Origin of the sequence: Sphingomonas citricola (assembly GCF_019429535.1) — a bacterium.
Lineage (GTDB): Bacteria > Pseudomonadota > Alphaproteobacteria > Sphingomonadales > Sphingomonadaceae > Sphingomonas > Sphingomonas citricola.
In genome coordinates, this window is record NZ_JAHXZM010000006.1 from 173723 (window position 1) to 190571 (window position 16849).

The 16849-nt window shown below is 68.4% G+C and carries 14 protein-coding genes; 8 read left to right on the forward strand and 6 right to left on the reverse strand.

What is annotated here, in order from left to right; translation table 11 throughout:
• The first annotated feature begins 157 nt into the window (after nt 1-157).
• Complete coding sequence (locus tag KZ810_RS15050) at nt 158-1489, forward strand: chloride channel protein (protein ID WP_219769932.1); 1332 nt, start codon at nt 158-160, stop codon at nt 1487-1489.
• A gap of 43 nt (nt 1490-1532) precedes the next feature.
• Here the strand turns inward: KZ810_RS15050 and KZ810_RS15055 are convergent, their stop codons facing one another.
• Nucleotides 1533-3884, reverse strand: coding sequence for a TonB-dependent receptor (locus KZ810_RS15055; protein WP_308461570.1), 2352 nt, complete (start codon nt 3882-3884; stop codon nt 1533-1535).
• Nucleotides 3885-4199: 315 nt separating this feature from the next.
• On the opposite strand from KZ810_RS15055, the gene KZ810_RS15060 reads away from it, so the two are divergent.
• Nucleotides 4200-7340, forward strand: a complete 3141-nt coding sequence (locus KZ810_RS15060; protein ID WP_219769933.1) for a response regulator — start codon at nt 4200-4202, stop codon at nt 7338-7340.
• A gap of 146 nt (nt 7341-7486) precedes the next feature.
• On the forward strand, nt 7487-8686 hold the full coding sequence (locus KZ810_RS15065) for a glycosyltransferase (RefSeq protein WP_308461571.1): 1200 nt from the start codon (nt 7487-7489) through the stop codon (nt 8684-8686).
• Here the strand turns inward: KZ810_RS15065 and KZ810_RS15070 are convergent.
• The gene (locus KZ810_RS15070; protein WP_219769935.1) at nt 8667-9425 is read right to left on the reverse strand and encodes a fatty acid desaturase; all 759 of its coding nucleotides are present in this window, start codon (nt 9423-9425) and stop codon (nt 8667-8669) included. The two genes, KZ810_RS15065 and KZ810_RS15070, sit on opposite strands and share 20 nt — an antisense overlap.
• Nucleotides 9412-10374, reverse strand: a complete 963-nt coding sequence (locus KZ810_RS15075) for a phosphatase PAP2 family protein (RefSeq protein ID WP_219769936.1) — start codon at nt 10372-10374, stop codon at nt 9412-9414. Before KZ810_RS15075 ends, KZ810_RS15070 begins: the two co-directional genes overlap by 14 nt.
• Before the next feature lie 147 nt (nt 10375-10521).
• Here KZ810_RS15075 and KZ810_RS15080 point away from each other — a divergent pair, with 147 nt between their 5' ends.
• From KZ810_RS15080 to KZ810_RS15100, 5 genes are all read left to right on the forward strand, one after another.
• On the forward strand, nt 10522-11568 hold the full coding sequence (locus tag KZ810_RS15080) for an alpha/beta fold hydrolase (RefSeq protein ID WP_219769937.1): 1047 nt from the start codon (nt 10522-10524) through the stop codon (nt 11566-11568).
• Complete coding sequence (locus KZ810_RS15085) at nt 11565-11768, forward strand: DUF5818 domain-containing protein (protein WP_219769938.1); 204 nt, start codon at nt 11565-11567, stop codon at nt 11766-11768. The genes KZ810_RS15080 and KZ810_RS15085 overlap by 4 nt, the downstream gene beginning before the upstream one ends.
• A gap of 112 nt (nt 11769-11880) precedes the next feature.
• Nucleotides 11881-13314, forward strand: coding sequence for an NAD-dependent succinate-semialdehyde dehydrogenase (locus KZ810_RS15090; RefSeq protein WP_219769939.1), 1434 nt, complete (start codon nt 11881-11883; stop codon nt 13312-13314).
• A gap of 146 nt (nt 13315-13460) precedes the next feature.
• Nucleotides 13461-13844 carry a hypothetical protein gene (locus KZ810_RS15095; RefSeq protein ID WP_219769940.1) on the forward strand — a complete coding sequence of 128 codons (384 nt, stop codon included), beginning with the start codon at nt 13461-13463 and terminating at the stop codon, nt 13842-13844.
• Between the two features lie 95 nt (nt 13845-13939).
• Nucleotides 13940-14233, forward strand: coding sequence for a DUF3297 family protein (locus KZ810_RS15100; RefSeq protein WP_219769941.1), 294 nt, complete (start codon nt 13940-13942; stop codon nt 14231-14233).
• Nucleotides 14234-14263: 30 nt separating this feature from the next.
• Here the strand turns inward: KZ810_RS15100 and KZ810_RS15105 are convergent, their stop codons facing one another.
• From KZ810_RS15105 to KZ810_RS15115, 3 genes are read right to left on the reverse strand one after another with little or no spacing between them, the layout of a single operon-like run.
• On the reverse strand, nt 14264-14809 hold the full coding sequence (locus KZ810_RS15105) for a hypothetical protein (RefSeq protein WP_219769942.1): 546 nt from the start codon (nt 14807-14809) through the stop codon (nt 14264-14266).
• Nucleotides 14806-15615 carry a LytR/AlgR family response regulator transcription factor gene (locus KZ810_RS15110; RefSeq protein WP_219769943.1) on the reverse strand — a complete coding sequence of 270 codons (810 nt, stop codon included), beginning with the start codon at nt 15613-15615 and terminating at the stop codon, nt 14806-14808. Before KZ810_RS15110 ends, KZ810_RS15105 begins: the two co-directional genes overlap by 4 nt.
• Nucleotides 15616-15665: 50 nt before the next feature.
• Nucleotides 15666-16835, reverse strand: a complete 1170-nt coding sequence (locus tag KZ810_RS15115) for a sensor histidine kinase (protein ID WP_258044968.1) — start codon at nt 16833-16835, stop codon at nt 15666-15668.
• Nucleotides 16836-16849: the final 14 nt, after the last annotated feature.

Below are 16849 nucleotides of genomic sequence, written 5' to 3' on the forward strand. Positions count from 1 at the left end.
CCTCAAGGCCCGCCCGGTCGGCCTCGCGACAAGCGAGGACCGACGACGCGGCTCTGCCGCGGCGCGCGCCGCAACGCGGTAAAAGCGGCGGCGAAGGACACTCCCTTCGCCGCCGTTTGCGTGTCCTACACGCTCGAACTCACGCTATAGCGGTCGCATGCCCGACCGCCGCTCCCCGTTCGCCCGCCACCGCTGGACCCCGTCGCGTTACCGCGCACTGCTGCGCACCCGCGGTCCGCGCTCGGTCCGTTTCCGCACCCGCGTGTCGGTGCTGGCGGGGGCGATCGCGATCGGGCTGGTCGCGATTTTGTTCGCGCAAGCCGCAGACTGGGCAGGCGGCTGGTTCAACGGATATGCCAGGCGCTGGCACTGGCTGCCGCTGCTCACGACCCCGCTCGCCTTCGTCGCGCTGGTCTGGGTGACGCGCAGGATCGCACCGCTGGCGAAGGGGTCGGGCATCCCGCAGGTGATCGCCGCGAGCGAGGATCCCAATCGCGCGACGACCTCGTTGATCTCGGTCCGCACCGCCGCGACCAAGATCGTGCTGACGATCGCGGCCGTGTTGTCGGGCGCGTCGGTCGGGCGCGAGGGGCCGACCGTGCAGCTCGCGGCGGCGGTGATGGGGCTGACGCACCGGATCATGCGCGTGCCGCTGCGTACCCCCGTCGTGATTGCGAGCGGCGCGGCGGGCGTCGCAGCGGCGTTCAACACCCCGCTTGCCGGACTGCTGTTCGCGATCGAGGAACTGGCGAGCGCGTACGAGCAGCGGGTGACGCTGCTGGTGCTGTCGGCGATCGTCATCGCCGGCATGGTCGCGCAGTCGGTGCAGGGCGATTACGTCTATTTCGGGGTGATCGGGGCGAGCATTCCGTTGTCGAGCGCGTTGCTGGTGGTGCCGGTCGCAGGGGTCGTCGGCGGCATGTCGGGTGGCGTGTTCGCGCGGCTGATGCTGATGCTCGCGACGGGTAGCACGGCGGTCACGCGGTGGAGCAAGGCGTATCCGATCTTCTTTGCCGGGTTGTGCGGTGTCGTCGTCGCTGCGCTGGGGGTCGTGACCGGGCTGACCTGGGGCACCGGTTATTCCGCCGCGCGCGCAATGATCGTCGGGGTCGACGCGCCCTTGTGGTTCGGGCCAGCCAAGTTCGTCGCCACGCTCGCCACCGCGGTCGCGGGGCTGCCGGGCGGCATCTTCGCGCCGTCGCTGGCGGTCGGGGCAGGGGTCGGCAACCTGTTGCGTGAAGTGTTCCCGGCGAGTCCCACCTCGGCGGTCGTGATCCTGGGCATGGTCGGTTATTTCGCGGGCGTCGTGCGCGCGCCGCTGACCGCGGTGATCATCCTGTCGGAGACGACCGCGAGCCGCGGGCTGATGCTGCCGATGTTCGCCACCGCGTTCATCGCGGACGCGGCAAGCCAGTGGGTGTGCCGCGAGAAACTGTATCACGGCCTGTCGCGCGGGTTCGCGATGGCACCCGAGCCCAGGCCGCAATGAAAAAGGGCGGCGGATCGCGCCGCCGCCCCTCGTCAGGTGAGGCTCAGCGGAACTTGCCGCTGAGCGAGACACCGACGACGCGCGGTTCGTTGAACACCGCGGCGTTGTAATTCTCGATCACGCCCTTCAGGTTCTTCTCGTTCGAGAGGTTGCGCGCGAAGGCGGCGATCTCGTAGCGGCCGTCGGGCGTCGTATAGCCCGCCTTCAGCCCGAGTTCGAAGTTGCCGTCCGCGTAGAATTCGCGCGTCTTGTAAAGCACGAAGTTCGTGTAGCCCTGCAGGTTGAAGTCGGTCGCGACGAAGAAATTGCCGTCGTTGCTGAGCGGGATGTCGTACCGCACCGCGGCGTCGATCTGATACTCGGGCGCGTTGGGCAGCGGGTTGCCGTCGATCTGCGCCAGCACGGCGGGGCTGCCGAAGATGGTGCGCGTGATCGTCGGGTCCTGCACGGTGCAGGTGACGCGGCCGGCGAGCGCGCAGACCTGCGCGTAGACGTTCTTGTCCTTGATCTCGCTGTGCAGCGCGCTGCCGCCGAGCGAGAAGGTGATGTTGCGGATCGGGCGCCATTCCAGCTCCGCCTCGAACCCGTAGGCGTCGGCGTGGTCGGCGTTGAACAGTACGCCGTTGCCGTTGGCGTCGTTGCCGTTCAACTGGATGTCGTTGACGCGGTAGTAGAAGCCGGTCGCGTTGAAGCGCATGTTGCCGAACGGCCGCGTCTTCACGCCCGCCTCGTACGAGGTGATCGTCTCGCTGTCGGCGGTGGTGAAGGCCGAGCCGAACACCGCCGAGCGGCCCTGGATCGTCGGTCCGCGGAAACCGCGCGCGACGCGGGCGTAGATGCTGGCGGTCGGATCGACCTCGTACAGCGCCGACACGTCCCAGCTCGGCTCCTTGCCCGTCAGTTTGACGTTGCGGGATGCAGTGGCGGGGAAGTTGACGGTCGCGCCGGTGGTCGCGGGCTTGACCAGGATCGTGCGCTTGTCGTCCTCGGTGTAGCGGCCGCCCGCGGTCAGCGTCAGGCGATCGATCGTGTAGCTCGCCTGGCCGAACGCCGCCCATGACGTGTTGGCGTCGTGCAGGCGGACCCAGTTGCCCGGGTTGTTGGTGTTGCCGTTCGCGGCAACGAACGGTGCCGAGAGAAAGAAGCGGCGCTGGTAGAAGTCGGTCGTGTCGCGCTGATCGAAGTAGAAGCCGCCGAACTGCCACTTGAACGCGGCGCCCGCGTCGCTGGAGGCGAGGCGCAGTTCCTGCGTCCACTGGTCGAGATCACGGATGTTGCCCTGGCTCTGTCCGCAGTCGATACAACTGCCGGTAGCGGTGAGTGGCAACTGGCGCACGCCGCCGTCGGTGTCGCCGCGGCTGTAGCCCGACGTAGTCTCGTAGGCAGTAATCGAGGTGAGCGTCGCCGGTCCGAAATCGTACGCCGCGTTCACCGACCCGCCATAGGTCTTGTACGCCTGCGGGTTGTTGACCGCCTCGTCGAGCGCGATGCGGCCGCGCGGCTCGCGCGCGACACTGTTCGACCCGCGCACCAGCGCGCCGCGGTGGAACACGGTCGAGGTGCCGTCATAGTCGCGCGCGTGACCCGACACGTTGATCGACAGCGCCTCGGTCGGCGTGAACAGGAGTTGCAGGCGCACGTCGCGCTCGTTGAACCCGCCAAGCGCATTCTTGCCGCCGCGCGTGCCGTCGACGCCGGGGCCGGTGAAGGTGTTGTCGATCCAGTCGTCGCGGTGCTGGTAGAGGCCCGACAGGCGGAACGCGATCTTGTCGGCGACGATCGGCCCGCCGACCCCTGCGTCGACGGTCGCGGTGTTGTAGCTGCCGTAGGAGGCGCTGACGCGGCCGTCAAAGGTCTGACTGGGGCGGATCGTGTCGAACTTGATGATGCCCGCGGTGGTGTTGCGTCCGAACAGCGACCCTTGCGGTCCGCGCAGCACCTCGACCTGATTGACGTCGAACACGGGGTTCGACTTCAGCACGACGTGTTCGAGCACGACGTCATCCTGGATAATCGACACCGGCTGCGACGCGCCGAGGTAGAAGTCGATGTTGCCCAGACCGCGGATGTAGAAGCGCGGGAAGATGCGCCCCGTCGTCGTCTCGGCATAAAGGCCGGGCACGCGACCCGCGAGCGACAGGATGTCCTCGCCCGCGGTCTGGAAGGTGCGCAGGTCGTCACCGCCGACCACAGCGACCGAGACGGGCACGCGCTGCAGATTCTCGCTGCGACGCTCCGCGGTGACGGTGATCTCCTGCAGCCCCTCCTCACCCGGCGTGGCGGTCGCAGATTCGACCGCGGGCGGGGTGGGCGACTGGACCGTCTGCGCGACCGCGGGCGCGGCGAGCGTCAGGAGGCCGGCGGCACCGGCGAGCAGGAGCGACTTGGACGTCACGATGATCTGTTTCCCTTTTGCATGATCGCAGGTGTCGAGCGCGCAGCACCGTCGGCCCGCACGAAGGTGCCCTCGTGCGGATATCCATTCGATGATTCGCGGCTCCCCCCGCTTGGTCGCGCGCTTCGCACGCGATTGTGTCGCACGTGTGAATGTGTGTCGGAAGATTGCTCGGGTTGGTCGGGTGGCCGTGAAAGCGGGGCGTTCAAACGATTTTCCGTCAAGGCAGCAAAGGTAAATAGCCCTGTCCGATCAGTGGGTTGGCCCCGAAGCGGATTGGTTGACACTTGATCGGCTTGGTGCTGATACGCGACGATGACCAGCTTGCCTGCGCGCACCTTCGCCGTCCCGCCCGAGTGGAGCGCGTTCATCGCCGCTGAGGTCGCGTCGGGCGATTTCGCCGATGCGGGCGAGGTGGTGCGTGCCGGACTGACGGCGTTGCGCGACGGCAGGCGGCCGGTCGCGGCGGGCTGGCCGGTCGGTGGTGGCGCATGCGGTTCGCTGGTGCGCGAAAGCCGTTGGGCGGACGGTCCGCTGGGGCCGGTCGACGGCTGGTCGCTCGAGTTGCGCGCGACGGTCGCGAACGTCGTCAATTCTCCGGTCGCGAAGGTGCTGATGTGGGGGCCCGACCACATCATGATCTACAACGACGCTTATGCCGAGATTGCGGGCGACAAGCACCCGGCGTCGTTCGGCGCCCGCGTGGCGCAGGTGTGGCCCGAGATCTGGGACTGGAACCGCGAGATGCTCGCGGCGGGGTTCCGCGGCGAGCAACGCTCGTACCGCGACCAGACGCTGACGCTGGTACGAGACGGCGCGCCGGTCGGGCTCACGTTCGACCTGTTCTACACCCCCGTCTACGAGGCGGACGGGCGCGTGGGCGGCGTGCTGTGCACCTGCGTCGACAACAGCGCGCGCGTCGCCGCCGAGCAGCGCCACGTCGACAGCGAGCGCGAGCTGCGGATGATCACCGACGCGATGCCGGTGCTGATCTCGTTTGTCGACCGCGATCACGTCTTCCGCTTCGCCAACCGTTTCTACGTCGACTGGTTCGGCATGAGGCCGGACGAGGTCGTTGGCCGTCACATGCGCGACGTGGTGGGCGACACGAATTATTCGGAGCGATTGCCGCTGATCGAGCGCGCGCTGGCGGGCGAGGCGATCGATTCCGACGCTTTGCTCCATCACCGCGACGGCACCGCGCACCGCGCCAACATCCGTTATCTCCCCAGGCGCGCGCAGGACGGCAGCGTGACCGGGTTCCAGGTGCTCGTCTTCGATCTGGAGGATCGTGCGCGGCGCGAGGAGGAGCTGAACGCGAGCAACAAGCGCTTCCGCGCGGCGATGGATGCGGTCCACGGCGTGCTGTGGACGAACAGCGCCGATGGCCGAATGGTCGGTGACCAGCCCGGCTGGGCGATGCTGACCGGACAGACGCCGGACGAATATCGCGGCTTCGGCTGGGCCGATGCCGTCCACCCGGAGGACCGCGAAGGCTCGGTCGCGGCGTGGAACGAGGCGGTCGCGGCGAAGGCGATGTTCGTTCACGAACACCGGGTGCGGCGGCATTGCGGCACGTGGCGTACCTTTGCGGTGCGCGCGCTGCCCGTGCTCGACGCCGCCGGTGAGATCACCGAATGGGTCGGGGTCCATACCGATATCTCGCATCAGCGCGCGGCCGAGGCGGCGTTGCGCGAACAGGCCGAGGCACTGTCGCGCCAGGTCCGGCACCGCGAGCGTGCCGAGGACCAGCTACGGCAACTGAACGAGACACTGGAAGCGCGCGTGATCGCCGAGATCGACGAGCGGCGGCAGGCCGAGGCCAAGCTTCATCAGGCGCAGAAGATGGAAACGGTCGGCAAGCTGACCGGCGGCGTCGCGCACGATTTCAACAATCTGCTCCAAGTCGTGTCGGGCAATCTGCAACTGCTTAGCAAGGACGTGGCCGGGATCGATCGCGCCGAGCAGCGCGTGGCGAACGCGATGGCGGGGGTGTCGCGCGGGTCGAAGCTCGCCGCGCAACTGCTCGCGTTCGGGCGGCGGCAGGCGCTGGAGCCCAAGGTCGTCAACGTCACCCGCTTCGTGCGCGGCATGGACGACATGCTGCGCCGCGCGATCGGCGAGGCGATCGAGATCGAGACGATCGTCGGCGGCGGGTTGTGGAACACCTTTATCGATCCCGGCCAGATCGAGAATGCGCTGCTCAACCTCGCGATCAACGCGCGCGACGCGATGGAAGGGCAGGGGCGCCTCACGATCGAGCTCGGCAATGCGCATCTCGACGACGACTATGCGCGCACCCACGACGAGGTGACGCCGGGCCAGTACGTCATGCTGGCGGTGAGCGACACCGGCGCAGGGATGTCGCCCGAGGTGCTCGCCAAGGTGTTCGAGCCGTTCTTCTCGACCAAGGGCGAGGGCAAGGGATCGGGGCTGGGACTGTCGATGGTCTACGGGTTCGTCAAGCAATCGGGCGGGCACGTGAAGATCTATTCCGAGGTGGGCGAGGGCACGACCGTGCGCCTTTATCTGCCGCGCGCGATGGAGAGCGAGGACGTCGAGGTGCGCGTCGACAACGGCCCGATCGTCGGCGGGACCGAGACGGTGCTGGTGGTCGAGGACGACGAGGAGGTCCGTGCGATCGTGGTCGAGATGCTGACCGATCTCGGATATCGCGTGTTGAAGGCGCCCGACGCGGCCTCCGCGCTGATCGTAATCGAGAGCGGGGTGCCGATCGACATCCTGTTCACCGACGTGGTGATGCCGGGCACGCTCAAGAGCCCCGAACTGGCGCGCAAGGCCAAGCAGCGGCTGCCCAACCTCGCGGTGCTGTTCACCTCTGGCTATACCGAGAATTCGATCGTCCACGGCGGCAAGCTGGATGCGGGGGTCGAATTGCTGTCGAAACCCTACACGCGCGAGGCGCTGGCGCGGCGTTTTCGCCACGTGCTCGCCAATCAGGGGCAGCGCGCGGTCGCGGCGGCCCCCCGCGCCGCCGAGGTGCGCACGGCTGCCGCGCAAGTCGCGTCGTCGCCGCGCGCATTGACGGGGGCGACCGTCCTGCTGGTCGAGGACGACGCGCTCATCCGTGCCAACACCGCCGAGATGCTGCAGGAGGCGGGGTGCGTGGTCGTCGACGCGGCGAGCGCGGAGGAGGCGATGGCGGCTCTACAGACCGCGCCGGTCGACGTGCTGGTGACCGACCTCAACCTGCCCGGCCATTCGGGCGCGGAACTGGCGCGACGCGCGCGCGATCTGCGTGGATCGATCGGCATCGTGTTCGCGACCGGTGACGGCCACCGTGCGGCCGAGGCGGCGAAGAGTGGCGACGTCGTGCTGACCAAGCCCTACGCCGCTGCGCGGCTGATCCAGGCGGTTGGCGACGCGCTCGATGCGAAGGGCGTGCAGCGGTCGGCACCGGCCGCACGGGCGGAGGCCGACGCGATTTCGGGCTGAGCTGCCGGTCGGCTTAACCTGGGTAAGGTGAAAGCCGGCAGGTCGCGGTCGCGGCCCGCTGGACAGCGCGCGCGCGACGATCTAGCCGCGGCATTCACCCACAGGGAACCGTCGCTCGCGTGACATCCGCCAGGCGACATATTGCCGTGCTCGCACCCCCGACCGCGGGGCACCTGAATCCGTTGCAGGTGCTCGCGCGCGCTCTCATCGCGCTGGGCCACCAGGTCTCGATCGTCCACGTCGACGGGATCGAGCGGTTCGTCACCGATCCGGGGATCGCGACGGTGCGATTGGGCGCGGACGGCGGCGCGGCGCTCGACGCGTATCTCGACCTTCTGGGTCGGCCGACCGGCCCGCGCGGCCTGCCGCGGATGATTGCGGCGACCGCCGGAATGACCGCGCGATTGCTCGATCATGCCCCCGCCATGCTTGAGCGGATCGGTGCGGAGGCAGTGATCGCCGATACCGCGGAGCCCGCCGGACCGCTGATTGCCGCACGGCTAGGGCTGCCGATGGCCGCGAGCGTGACCGGGCTGCCGCTGTTGCGCGAGGAGGACGTGCCGCCGCCGTTCCTCGGCTGGCGCTACCGTCCCGACGCGATCGGGCGAAATCGCAACAACGGCGGTTATCAGGTCGCCGACTTGCTGCTGCGCCCGATCACCCGCGTGCTCGACGAACGGCGGCGCGGCTGGGGACTGGCGGGCGAGCCCGAACCGCTGGTGTGGGAGGCGCAGTGCCCGCGCGGGTTCGACTATCCGCGCGCGCGGCTGCCCGCGTGCTTCAGCTACGGCGGCGCGTGGCGTGCGGCGGACGAGGCATTAATTGATCTGCCGCGCGACGATCGGCCGCTGGTGTTCTGCTCGCTCGGCACCTTGCAGGGGTCGCGCCGCGCGCTGTTCCACATCATGTCGGCCGCCTGCGCCGCGGTCGGCGCGCGCGCGGTGATCGGGCATGGCGGCGGGCTGAGCGCGGCGGAGGAGGCGGCGTTGCCGGGCGACCCGCTGGTACACGCGTTCTGGCCGCAGGCGGCGGTGCTGCGCCACTGTGCCGCGGCGGTGCTGCACGGCGGGTTCAACACCGTCCTCGACGCGCTCGCCGCCGGCGTGCCGATCGTCGCGCTGCCGATCGCGTTCGAGCAGCCGGGAACCGCGGCGCGGATCGCCTGGTCGGGCGCGGGGCGGGTGCTGTCGCCCAAAGGCCTGCGCGCGGGAACGCTCGCGGCCGTGCTCGGCGCGGTCATGCACGATCCGGGCTATCGACGTTCCGCGGCGCGGATCGGGGCGGAGATGGCGCGGAGCGGCGGGGTTACCGCGGCGGCGGCGCGGATCAGCGCGGCGCTGTCCTGACGCCCGCGCGCGTTGACGCGGAGCGCAGGCGCGGCAGACGCCACCACGGGGTCGATGGGCTGAGGTGGTGTTCGTGATGATAGGTGCCGAAGTGGAAGCACGTCGCGACCGAGGCGAGCGGGGACAGCGCATTGCCGCGCGCGCGGTGATCGTCGGCGAATGGCGCATCCTTGTGCCGATGCGGTAGGAAGGTGCCGAAGAAGAACAATTGTGCCAGCGCGAGCAGCGCGGGGATCGCCCAGAACGCGACGATATTGAGGAGCGACGCGCCGAGCGCCATGTACACGAGCGCGGCGAGCGTGATGCGTACGATCTGCCCGTGGGTATAATAGCCCGAGAAGAAGCGGACGAACCAGCGAAGCGGATCGCGCGGCGCGCCGGTGTGGAAATCGGGATCGTCCTCGGTTCCTGGCGCGGCATGGTGCGCGTGATGCTTGGGGTGAAGCGCACGGAACGACAGCGCGGCATAAGCGGCGAGGCACAGCGTGCCGACGACGCGATTGGCGCGCGGGTGCCCGGGCGCGAACGAGCCGTGCATGCAATCGTGCGCGACGATGAACAGGCCGGTGCTGAGCCACGCCTGCAGCGCGATCAGCAGCGCGGCGAGCGGGGCGGTCGCGGCGCTCCACTGCCAGAAAAAGATGCCGCCGACGTGGATCGCGACCCACGCAGCGCCGATCACCCCGGCGAGCAGGGCGTTGACGCGTGTGTCGCGGTTGATGGTGCTAGCCGATGCCATGGTTCGTCCCGACGCGTGCGGGTTGCGCCAAGTCGGCGTCGGGCGCAACCCCGGAGCACAGCGACGCGCTGCTGCCGACCAAGCGCGGCGCGATCGCGAGCGCCAGCGGGGCAAGGGCCAGCCCGCCTAGCACGTCGACGCCGTAATGCCCGCCGAACAGCGGCGTCGCGATGATCGTCACGCCGGCCCAGACCGGCGCGACCCAGCGCCAGCCGGGCGTATCGCGTTGCGCCCAGGCAAGGATGACCGGCAGTGTCGCGTGAAAGCTTGGGAAGCTGACGATCCCCATCAATTGGGTGAGGTCGAGCACGCGCCACGTGCCCGCGCGCAAGCCCGCGATCATCGCCTGCTCGAGCCACGCGATCGACGGCCACAGCCGCGTGAAATGCGCGGGGTCGAAGACGTTGCCCATCGCGGGTAGCCACCAGGAGATCAGGATCGTCACGAACCCTGACAGGATCGCTGCCGCCACCGCGACGCGCAATCGGTCGAATTGTCCGTACGCGCTCATCGCGACGATGCAGGTCACCATCTGCACCGTCAGGCTGTGATAGGCGAGGCCGCCGATCCACAGGCCGACGGGTGCACGATCGGCGGCGGCGAAGACCGCGGGCCAGTCGAAACCGAGCGCGCGGTCGGCGGCGGCGAGCCGCGCGTCCCACAAAGCGCCCGCACGCGCGGCGAGTGCGTAGGCGAGCACGACGCCGATCAGCGTGAACAGCGTCATCTGCAGAAACGCGGTCGCGCCCGCCGCCAGCCGTGGCCGACCGCGATGGCGTCCGACGAACGCGGCGACCATGAGCAGCGCGAGCCCGATCGCCGGCGGCACCGCACGCCACGCATCGACACGAAAGCCCAGTCCGTTCACCGCGGCGAGGCAGGCGGCGACCATGATCGAGAGCAACCACCACGATGACGTGTCGCTGGTCGCGGCGTTGTTCCGGTTCATCAAGGCGTTCAACGCCATAGCGCTGTCGCGGTGCCGCCAATCGTCACGCGGCGGGCCGGCTGTGACGCGCCGATCGCGCGCCGGGGGAGTGGCACCTCGCGCGAGCGGAAGCGTTCGCGTGTCGCGTAGCGGAAGGATGGCAGGGACATGGCGACGATCGATACCGAATTCGTGACGATTGCCTATGACGATCGCGGACCGCGCGATGGCCCGCCCGTTCTGCTGATCCACGGCTGGCCCGACGACGCGTCGACGTGGGACGCGGTGGTGCCGCGGCTGAATGCCGCCGGGCTGCGCACGATCGTGCCGACGCTGCGCGGGTTCGGCGCCACGCGGATCAAGGGCGACGGCGCGCGCACCGGCAACAGCGCGGTGCTGGCGCTCGACATGATCGCGCTGATGGATGCGCTCGGCATCGAGCGCTTCATGGTCGCGGGGCACGATTGGGGATCGAACACCGCGGAGGCGCTCGCGGTCGGCTGGCCCGAGCGGGTCGCGCGGATGGCGATGCTGTGCACCCCGCCCCGGCTCGGCGGGATGAAGACGCCGTCGTTCGCGCAGGCCCAGCGGCAATGGTACCACTGGTTCATGGCGACCGCGCGAGGGGCCGATGCGGTCCGCGCCGATCGCCGCGGCTTCGCGCGCACGCACTGGGACAATTGGTCGCCGCCGGGCTGGTACAACGAGGAAACGTTCACCCGCGTGGCGCGCGCGTGGGAGAACCCCGACTGGGTCGAGGTCACGCTCCACAGCTACCGCGCGCGCTGGGACGAGGCGAAACCCGATCCGCGCAGCCAGTGGCTGGAGGATAAGGTGCGCGCGACCCGTACGCTGTCGCTGCCGGCGATCTACGTCCAGGGGGCGGTCGACGGAGTCAATCCGCCAGAGGCGAGCGCCGACGTCGCGAACAAATTCACCGGCCCATTCGCACGCGTGGTCTTGTCGGGCGTCGGTCATTTCGCGCAGCGCGAGAACCCGCGCGCGGTGGCGCGGCACCTGCTCCATCTGTTCACGGGTGATCCCGCGACGCTGGCGAGCACGACCGACCACAGCCTGTACGTGCGCCGCGCGGTGCCGGTGCTCGCCTCGCTCGGGCTCGCCGCGCTGGTCGGTGCGAGTGCGGCACGCTCGCATGGGGAGGGCGGGGCATCCTCGGCCGGGGGTGGAGGCCGGAGAGACGGGCGTGCGGCATGAGCGACCCCGCCGTTCCGGTCGACGAAACCGGCATGCTTGTCCGCGATGGTGGCGCGTTCGTCCTGCGGCGTGACGCGGGCGGGCGCTACCAGCTGCAGCTTCAGCGTACGCCGGTCGATCTGGTCGAGAAGCGGGTGCGCGTCGTCGGCACGTTGATCGCGTCCGACCTTGTCAGCGTCGAGGGTGTCGCACCGGCCTGATGCGACGGTCGGCGGCCGCGCATCGCCGGGCTGACGGCGAGATTGCGATGGCCAGCGGTGGAGTGCCGGGCGCGAGCGCCTATATGGGCGGGATCAAATCAAGGAGCCCTGCATGACCGCCTACGACCCGCGCCTCGGCCTATATATCGCCGGTGAATGGCTGGACGGCACCGGGCGTGACGCACACGACGTGCTTAACCCCGCGACCGGCCAGGCGCAGGCCGCGCTGCCGCTCGCGAACGCGGACGATCTCGGCCGCGCGCTCGACGCCGCCGATCGCGGGTTCAAGGCGTGGCGCAAGGTCGATCCGGCGCAGCGTGCGCAGGTGCTGAACCGCACCGCCGCGATCCTGCGCGAGCGCGCCGAGCATCTCGCGCGGATCGCGACGCTCGAACAAGGCAAGCCGCTCATCGAAGCGAAGGGCGAGGTCGCCTTCGCCGCCGCGCTGCTCGAATTCCACGCCGGCGAGGCGCAGCGCATCTACGGTCGCGTGCTGCCCCGCCCGGCGGGCACGCGCAGCCTGGTGCTGCAACAGCCGATTGGCCCGGTGGCGGCGTTCTGCGCGTGGAATTTTCCCGTAATGAACGTGGTGAGGAAGCTCGGCCCCGCTATCGCGGCGGGTTGTTCGATCATCATCAAGCCGAGCGAGGAGACGGCGGGATCGGCGGTCGAGGTACTGCGCTGCTTCCAGGACGCCGGCCTGCCGGGCGATGTCGCGCAATGCGTCTTCGGCGTGCCCGATCAAGTGTCGCGGCACCTGCTCGCCTCGCCCGTCACGCGCAAGCTGAGCTTCACCGGATCGGTCCCGGTCGGCAAGCATCTGGCGAAGCTCGCCGCCGAGACGATGATGAAGACGACGATGGAGCTGGGCGGGCACGGCCCGGTGCTGGTGTTCGACGACTGCGATCTGGAGAAGACGCTCGACACGCTCGTCGCGCACAAGTTCAGGAATGCGGGTCAGGTGTGCGTCGCGCCGACGCGCTTCCACGTCCAGGCGGGCATCTACGATCGGTTCGCCGAGGGCTTCGCCGAGCGGACCAAGCGGCTCAAGCTCGGTAGTGGGCTCGACGCCGACACGCAGATGGGACCGATGGCGAACGCGCGCCGGCCGTCGGCGATCGCCGAGATGGTCGAGGATGCGCGCAGCGTCGGCGCGCGCGTGCTGGCGGGTGGCGCGCGCGGGGAGGGCGACGGCTTCTTCTTCACGCCCACCGTGCTCGCCGACGTGCCGCTGGAGGCGCGCGCGATGAACGAGGAGCCGTTCGGTCCGCTGGCGCTGCTGACCCCGTTCGAGACGGTGGATGAAGCGATCGCGCAGGCGAACCGGCTGCCGTTCGGGCTGGCGGCCTATTGCTTCACCGAGAACGGCCGGCGACAGAACCTGCTCGGCGACGAGATCGAGGCGGGGATGGTCGCGATCAACAACGTGCGACTGAGCTGGCCCGACAGCCCGTTCGGCGGGGTGAAGGACAGCGGCTTCGGCTCGGAGGACGGGCCCGAGGGTGTTGCCGCGCACATGGTGACCAAGACGGTCCACATGATGTGAGGCACGCCGGGGACATGGTTAAACGCCATGTGAACGGCGCATTCCGCCATCGTTCAGCGCGACTCGCGTAGGTGAGGAAACACGCTCGCAGTAACTGCGTTCAACCAATCGTGCGAACCGAGCGTAACCCTGTAAGGAGGTTCGAGATGAGTGGTTTTCTGACCAAGGCGGGACTGGGCATCGCGCTCGCCGCCACCGCCGTCACCGCGGCGGCACCCGCCGATGCGCAGCGCTGGGGCGGATATCGCGGGCATCGCGGTGGCGACACCGCGGCGGCGGCGATCCTGGGTGGCGTCGTCGGCCTGGGTGTCGGCGCGGCGATCGCGTCGAGCAACCGGGACCGTTACTACGACCGTGGCTATTACTACGATCGTGGCTACGCACCGCGCTATCGCTACGTGCCGCGCGGCTATTACCGCGATTACTACGCGCCGCCGCCCCCGCCGCGCGTCGTCTATCGCGGCTATTACGCTGATCCCTATTACGGTGGCGGCTATTATGCACCGCGCGGGTACGGCTACGGCTGGTAAGCGCGAACCCCGTGATGAAAGCGGCGGCGCGGCGGGGAAACCTGCCGCGCCGCTTTTTTGTGGCACCGCGCGTCCAGCCGCGTTAGGCGCGCGCGATGACCGATACGCCTCCCGACCATCTCTCGATTGATCCCCGCAGCCCGCATTTCGACCGCGACGCGCTGGAGCGCGGTGTCGGCATCCGCTTCAAGGGCAACGAGCGGACCGATGTCGAGGAATACAGCATCTCCGAGGGCTGGATCCGCGTCGCGCTCGGCAAGAAGATGGACCGCCACGGTCGCCCACTGACGATCAAGCTGATGGGTCCGGTCGAGGCGTGGTTCCAGAGCGGCGGCGAGGCGGACGAGACCACAACCGACGGGGTTAAGCCGTCCACCAGCGAAGATTAAGCCTTTCGCCGGCCACGATCTTCGGAGCGGCTACGTTCCGGTTAAAAGCTGGAGAACTTCGGCCAGCAACGGCGCTGGCCCTCGCTCACTAACCGAAGCGCGACGTGAGCACATCGGCGTCACCACATCGATCGTCAATTCGGAGCGACGGAGGTCGGGCGGCGGGACGGGCCATGCTCTCCCGTCCGGTGGCTCGTACCAGAAGGCGCGCATAGCAAGCAGCGAATCAAGGTTGTTGCCATCGGCTGCGGAAAGCGTGCGTAAGCGCGGGACTGAGCCTGTTGCCGCTGTGCTGTTGCCCGCCTGTTTATAGCGCTCGACAGCATTAACCTCCCATGCTCCATCAGGACGCCGCGTCGCGACGATGCTGGTCTGCACAGCGACCCCGACGTGCCCGCCCGCCGTATAGATCGTAATGTGTTCGGGATCGGTCGGCATGGGAATGCCCAACTCGGCGCGCAACGCGCGATGGGCCGTCTCATCGGCCAGGTACTTGGCGGCGGGCGCTGGCGGCGCGCCCCTGCACACCGCCGCCGATGGCCCCGCTAGCGCGAGCAGGGCCGCCGCCGCGATCAATGGACGAACCGCGCCACCACGTCTCGGTAGGAGCGCGACACTTTCACGCTCGACCCTGAATCGAGCACCAGGAAACATTCGCCGTTGGTATGCGGCTTGACCTGCTTGACGAGGTCGAGGTTGACGATCGTCGAGCGGTGGATGCGCTGGAACCGGCGCGGGTCGAGCCGTTTTTCCAGGTCCTTCATCGTTTCGCGCAGGATCAGCGTATTGGCCGCGGTCTTGATTACCATGTAATCGCCCGCCGCCTCGATCAGCTCGATCGTATCGACGTCGACGCGGAAGATCTGGCCCTGATCCTTCACGTTGATCATCTTCTCGTAGCGGTTGGCCGCGACCTGATCGCCCCCGTCGCTCTCCGCCGCGATCTCGGCCGCTGCCTCGGGCGCGTGCTCGGCGAGCGCTTCCTTCAGCTTGGTCGCTTCCTCACGGCTGCCGCGCTCCGACAGTCGCTGGCGCACGCGGTCGAGCGTTTCGGCGAGCCGCGCTTCCTCCACCGGCTTCATCAAATAGTCGGTCGCCTGCGCCTCGAACGCGCGGATCGCGTGATCGGAATAAGCGGTCACGAAGACGAACAACGGCGGCTCGACGTCCATCAACCCCTGTACGACCGAGAAGCCATCGAAACCCGGCATCTGGATGTCGAGAAAAACCAGGTCGGGCTTGTGGGTCTTGATCGCGCTGATCGCCTCGCGCCCGTTCTGGCACTTGGCGATGATCTCCACGTCGTCGTGCGGCTGGAGCCGCAACTCGAGCCCCTGGATCGCGAGCGGCTCGTCATCGACGAGAATGGTCCTGATCGTCATCTACTCTAAACACTCCATCACGCGCGTCGGGCGGCGGGGGAGGACGGGCATCACCGCCCCGGTTCCTCCAGCTGATAGGGGATCTCGATCTCGACCCCGAACCCGCCCGCCGGCATCGCCCGAACCGCGAAGCGGTGGTCGCCGGGATATGCCTGCGCCAATCGCTCCCTGATATTGGCGATGCCGACGCCGGTTGAAAGGCTCGGCCGGTTTTTGTTCGGCATCAATCCCGGTCCGGTGTCGGATACGCCGAGCAGCACGCGTTCCCCGACGAGCCGCGCGGTGACGCAGATTTCCGCGCCGTCCTCCTGCGGGGTGACCGCATATTTGATCGCGTTCTCGACCAGCGGTTGGAGCAGCAGCGAGGGCAGCCGCGCCTTGTCGACGGCGGGATCGATGTCGAATTTCGGCCGCAGCCGATCCTCGAACCGCATCTTCTCGATCTCGAGGTAGAGCTTCAGCGTCTCGACCTCCTGCGCGACCGTGACATGCGCGGTGGGCTCGTTCGCGAGCGTGTAGCGCAGGAACGACGACAGCCGCGACAGCATCGCATTCGCGCGCTCGGTCTGTTTGAGCAGGACGAGCGTCGAGATCGAATTGAGCGTGTTGAACAGGAAATGCGGGTTGAGCTGGTAACGTAGCATCGCGAGCTGCGCCGACGACGCCTGGATCTCCAGATGCTCCATCTGGTCGATCTGCTCCTCGACCAGCAGGTAGAAATTGATCCCGAAATAGAGCGCCGACCAGCCCGCGAGCACGGTGAAATTCAGGAACAGCGTACCGAGCAGCAGCGACAAATCGACGCCGGGCGCCGACAGCTTGATGAAGCTGAACGAGAAGGCGTCGAGCGTCGCGTAGAGGAACGTACCTGCGCCGAGCGTGAAGATCGACAGGAGGATACCCGTCACGCGCGGCAGGCGGCGGTAGTAGCCGTAGAGCACCGACAAAAGCAGCGTGATGCAATAGCCGACGATCGATTCGACGATGACGGGGACGATCTGCTGCAGCGTGAAGCTGGTCGACAGCGACGATACCGAGCGGAGCACGAGGTACCCGGTCCAGCCCGCCGCCTGCAGTTTCCAGAAGGCGGCGGCCTTGTCCTCGAAGAAGGGGCGGATCGACAGCGGGCGATTGCCGGCGAGCGTCGAGGCGGGGCCGGGCGCGGTCGCCGCGGTCGTACCGGGCAGCGTGCTGGAGAGCGAAGCGGTGTTGGTCGCCATGCCGCCGGAGATAC

What these genes read in the sequence shown, in the direction of transcription:
- KZ810_RS15095 (WP_219769940.1), top strand. Translation starts at nt 13,461, where the DNA reads ATGAGTGGTTTTCTGACCAAGGCGGGACTGGGCATCGCGCTCGCCGCC.
- KZ810_RS15085 (WP_219769938.1), top strand. Translation starts at nt 11,565, where the DNA reads ATGAGCGACCCCGCCGTTCCGGTCGACGAAACCGGCATGCTTGTCCGC.
- KZ810_RS15080 (WP_219769937.1), top strand. Translation starts at nt 10,522, where the DNA reads ATGGCGACGATCGATACCGAATTCGTGACGATTGCCTATGACGATCGC.
- KZ810_RS15100 (WP_219769941.1), top strand. Translation starts at nt 13,940, where the DNA reads ATGACCGATACGCCTCCCGACCATCTCTCGATTGATCCCCGCAGCCCG.
- KZ810_RS15070 (WP_219769935.1), bottom strand. Translation starts at nt 9,425, where the DNA reads ATGGCATCGGCTAGCACCATCAACCGCGACACACGCGTCAACGCCCTG.
- KZ810_RS15075 (WP_219769936.1), bottom strand. Translation starts at nt 10,374, where the DNA reads ATGAACCGGAACAACGCCGCGACCAGCGACACGTCATCGTGGTGGTTG.
- KZ810_RS15060 (WP_219769933.1), top strand. Translation starts at nt 4,200, where the DNA reads ATGACCAGCTTGCCTGCGCGCACCTTCGCCGTCCCGCCCGAGTGGAGC.
- KZ810_RS15090 (WP_219769939.1), top strand. Translation starts at nt 11,881, where the DNA reads ATGACCGCCTACGACCCGCGCCTCGGCCTATATATCGCCGGTGAATGG.
- KZ810_RS15110 (WP_219769943.1), bottom strand. Translation starts at nt 15,615, where the DNA reads ATGACGATCAGGACCATTCTCGTCGATGACGAGCCGCTCGCGATCCAG.
- KZ810_RS15050 (WP_219769932.1), top strand. Translation starts at nt 158, where the DNA reads ATGCCCGACCGCCGCTCCCCGTTCGCCCGCCACCGCTGGACCCCGTCG.
- KZ810_RS15115 (WP_258044968.1), bottom strand. Translation starts at nt 16,835, where the DNA reads ATGGCGACCAACACCGCTTCGCTCTCCAGCACGCTGCCCGGTACGACC.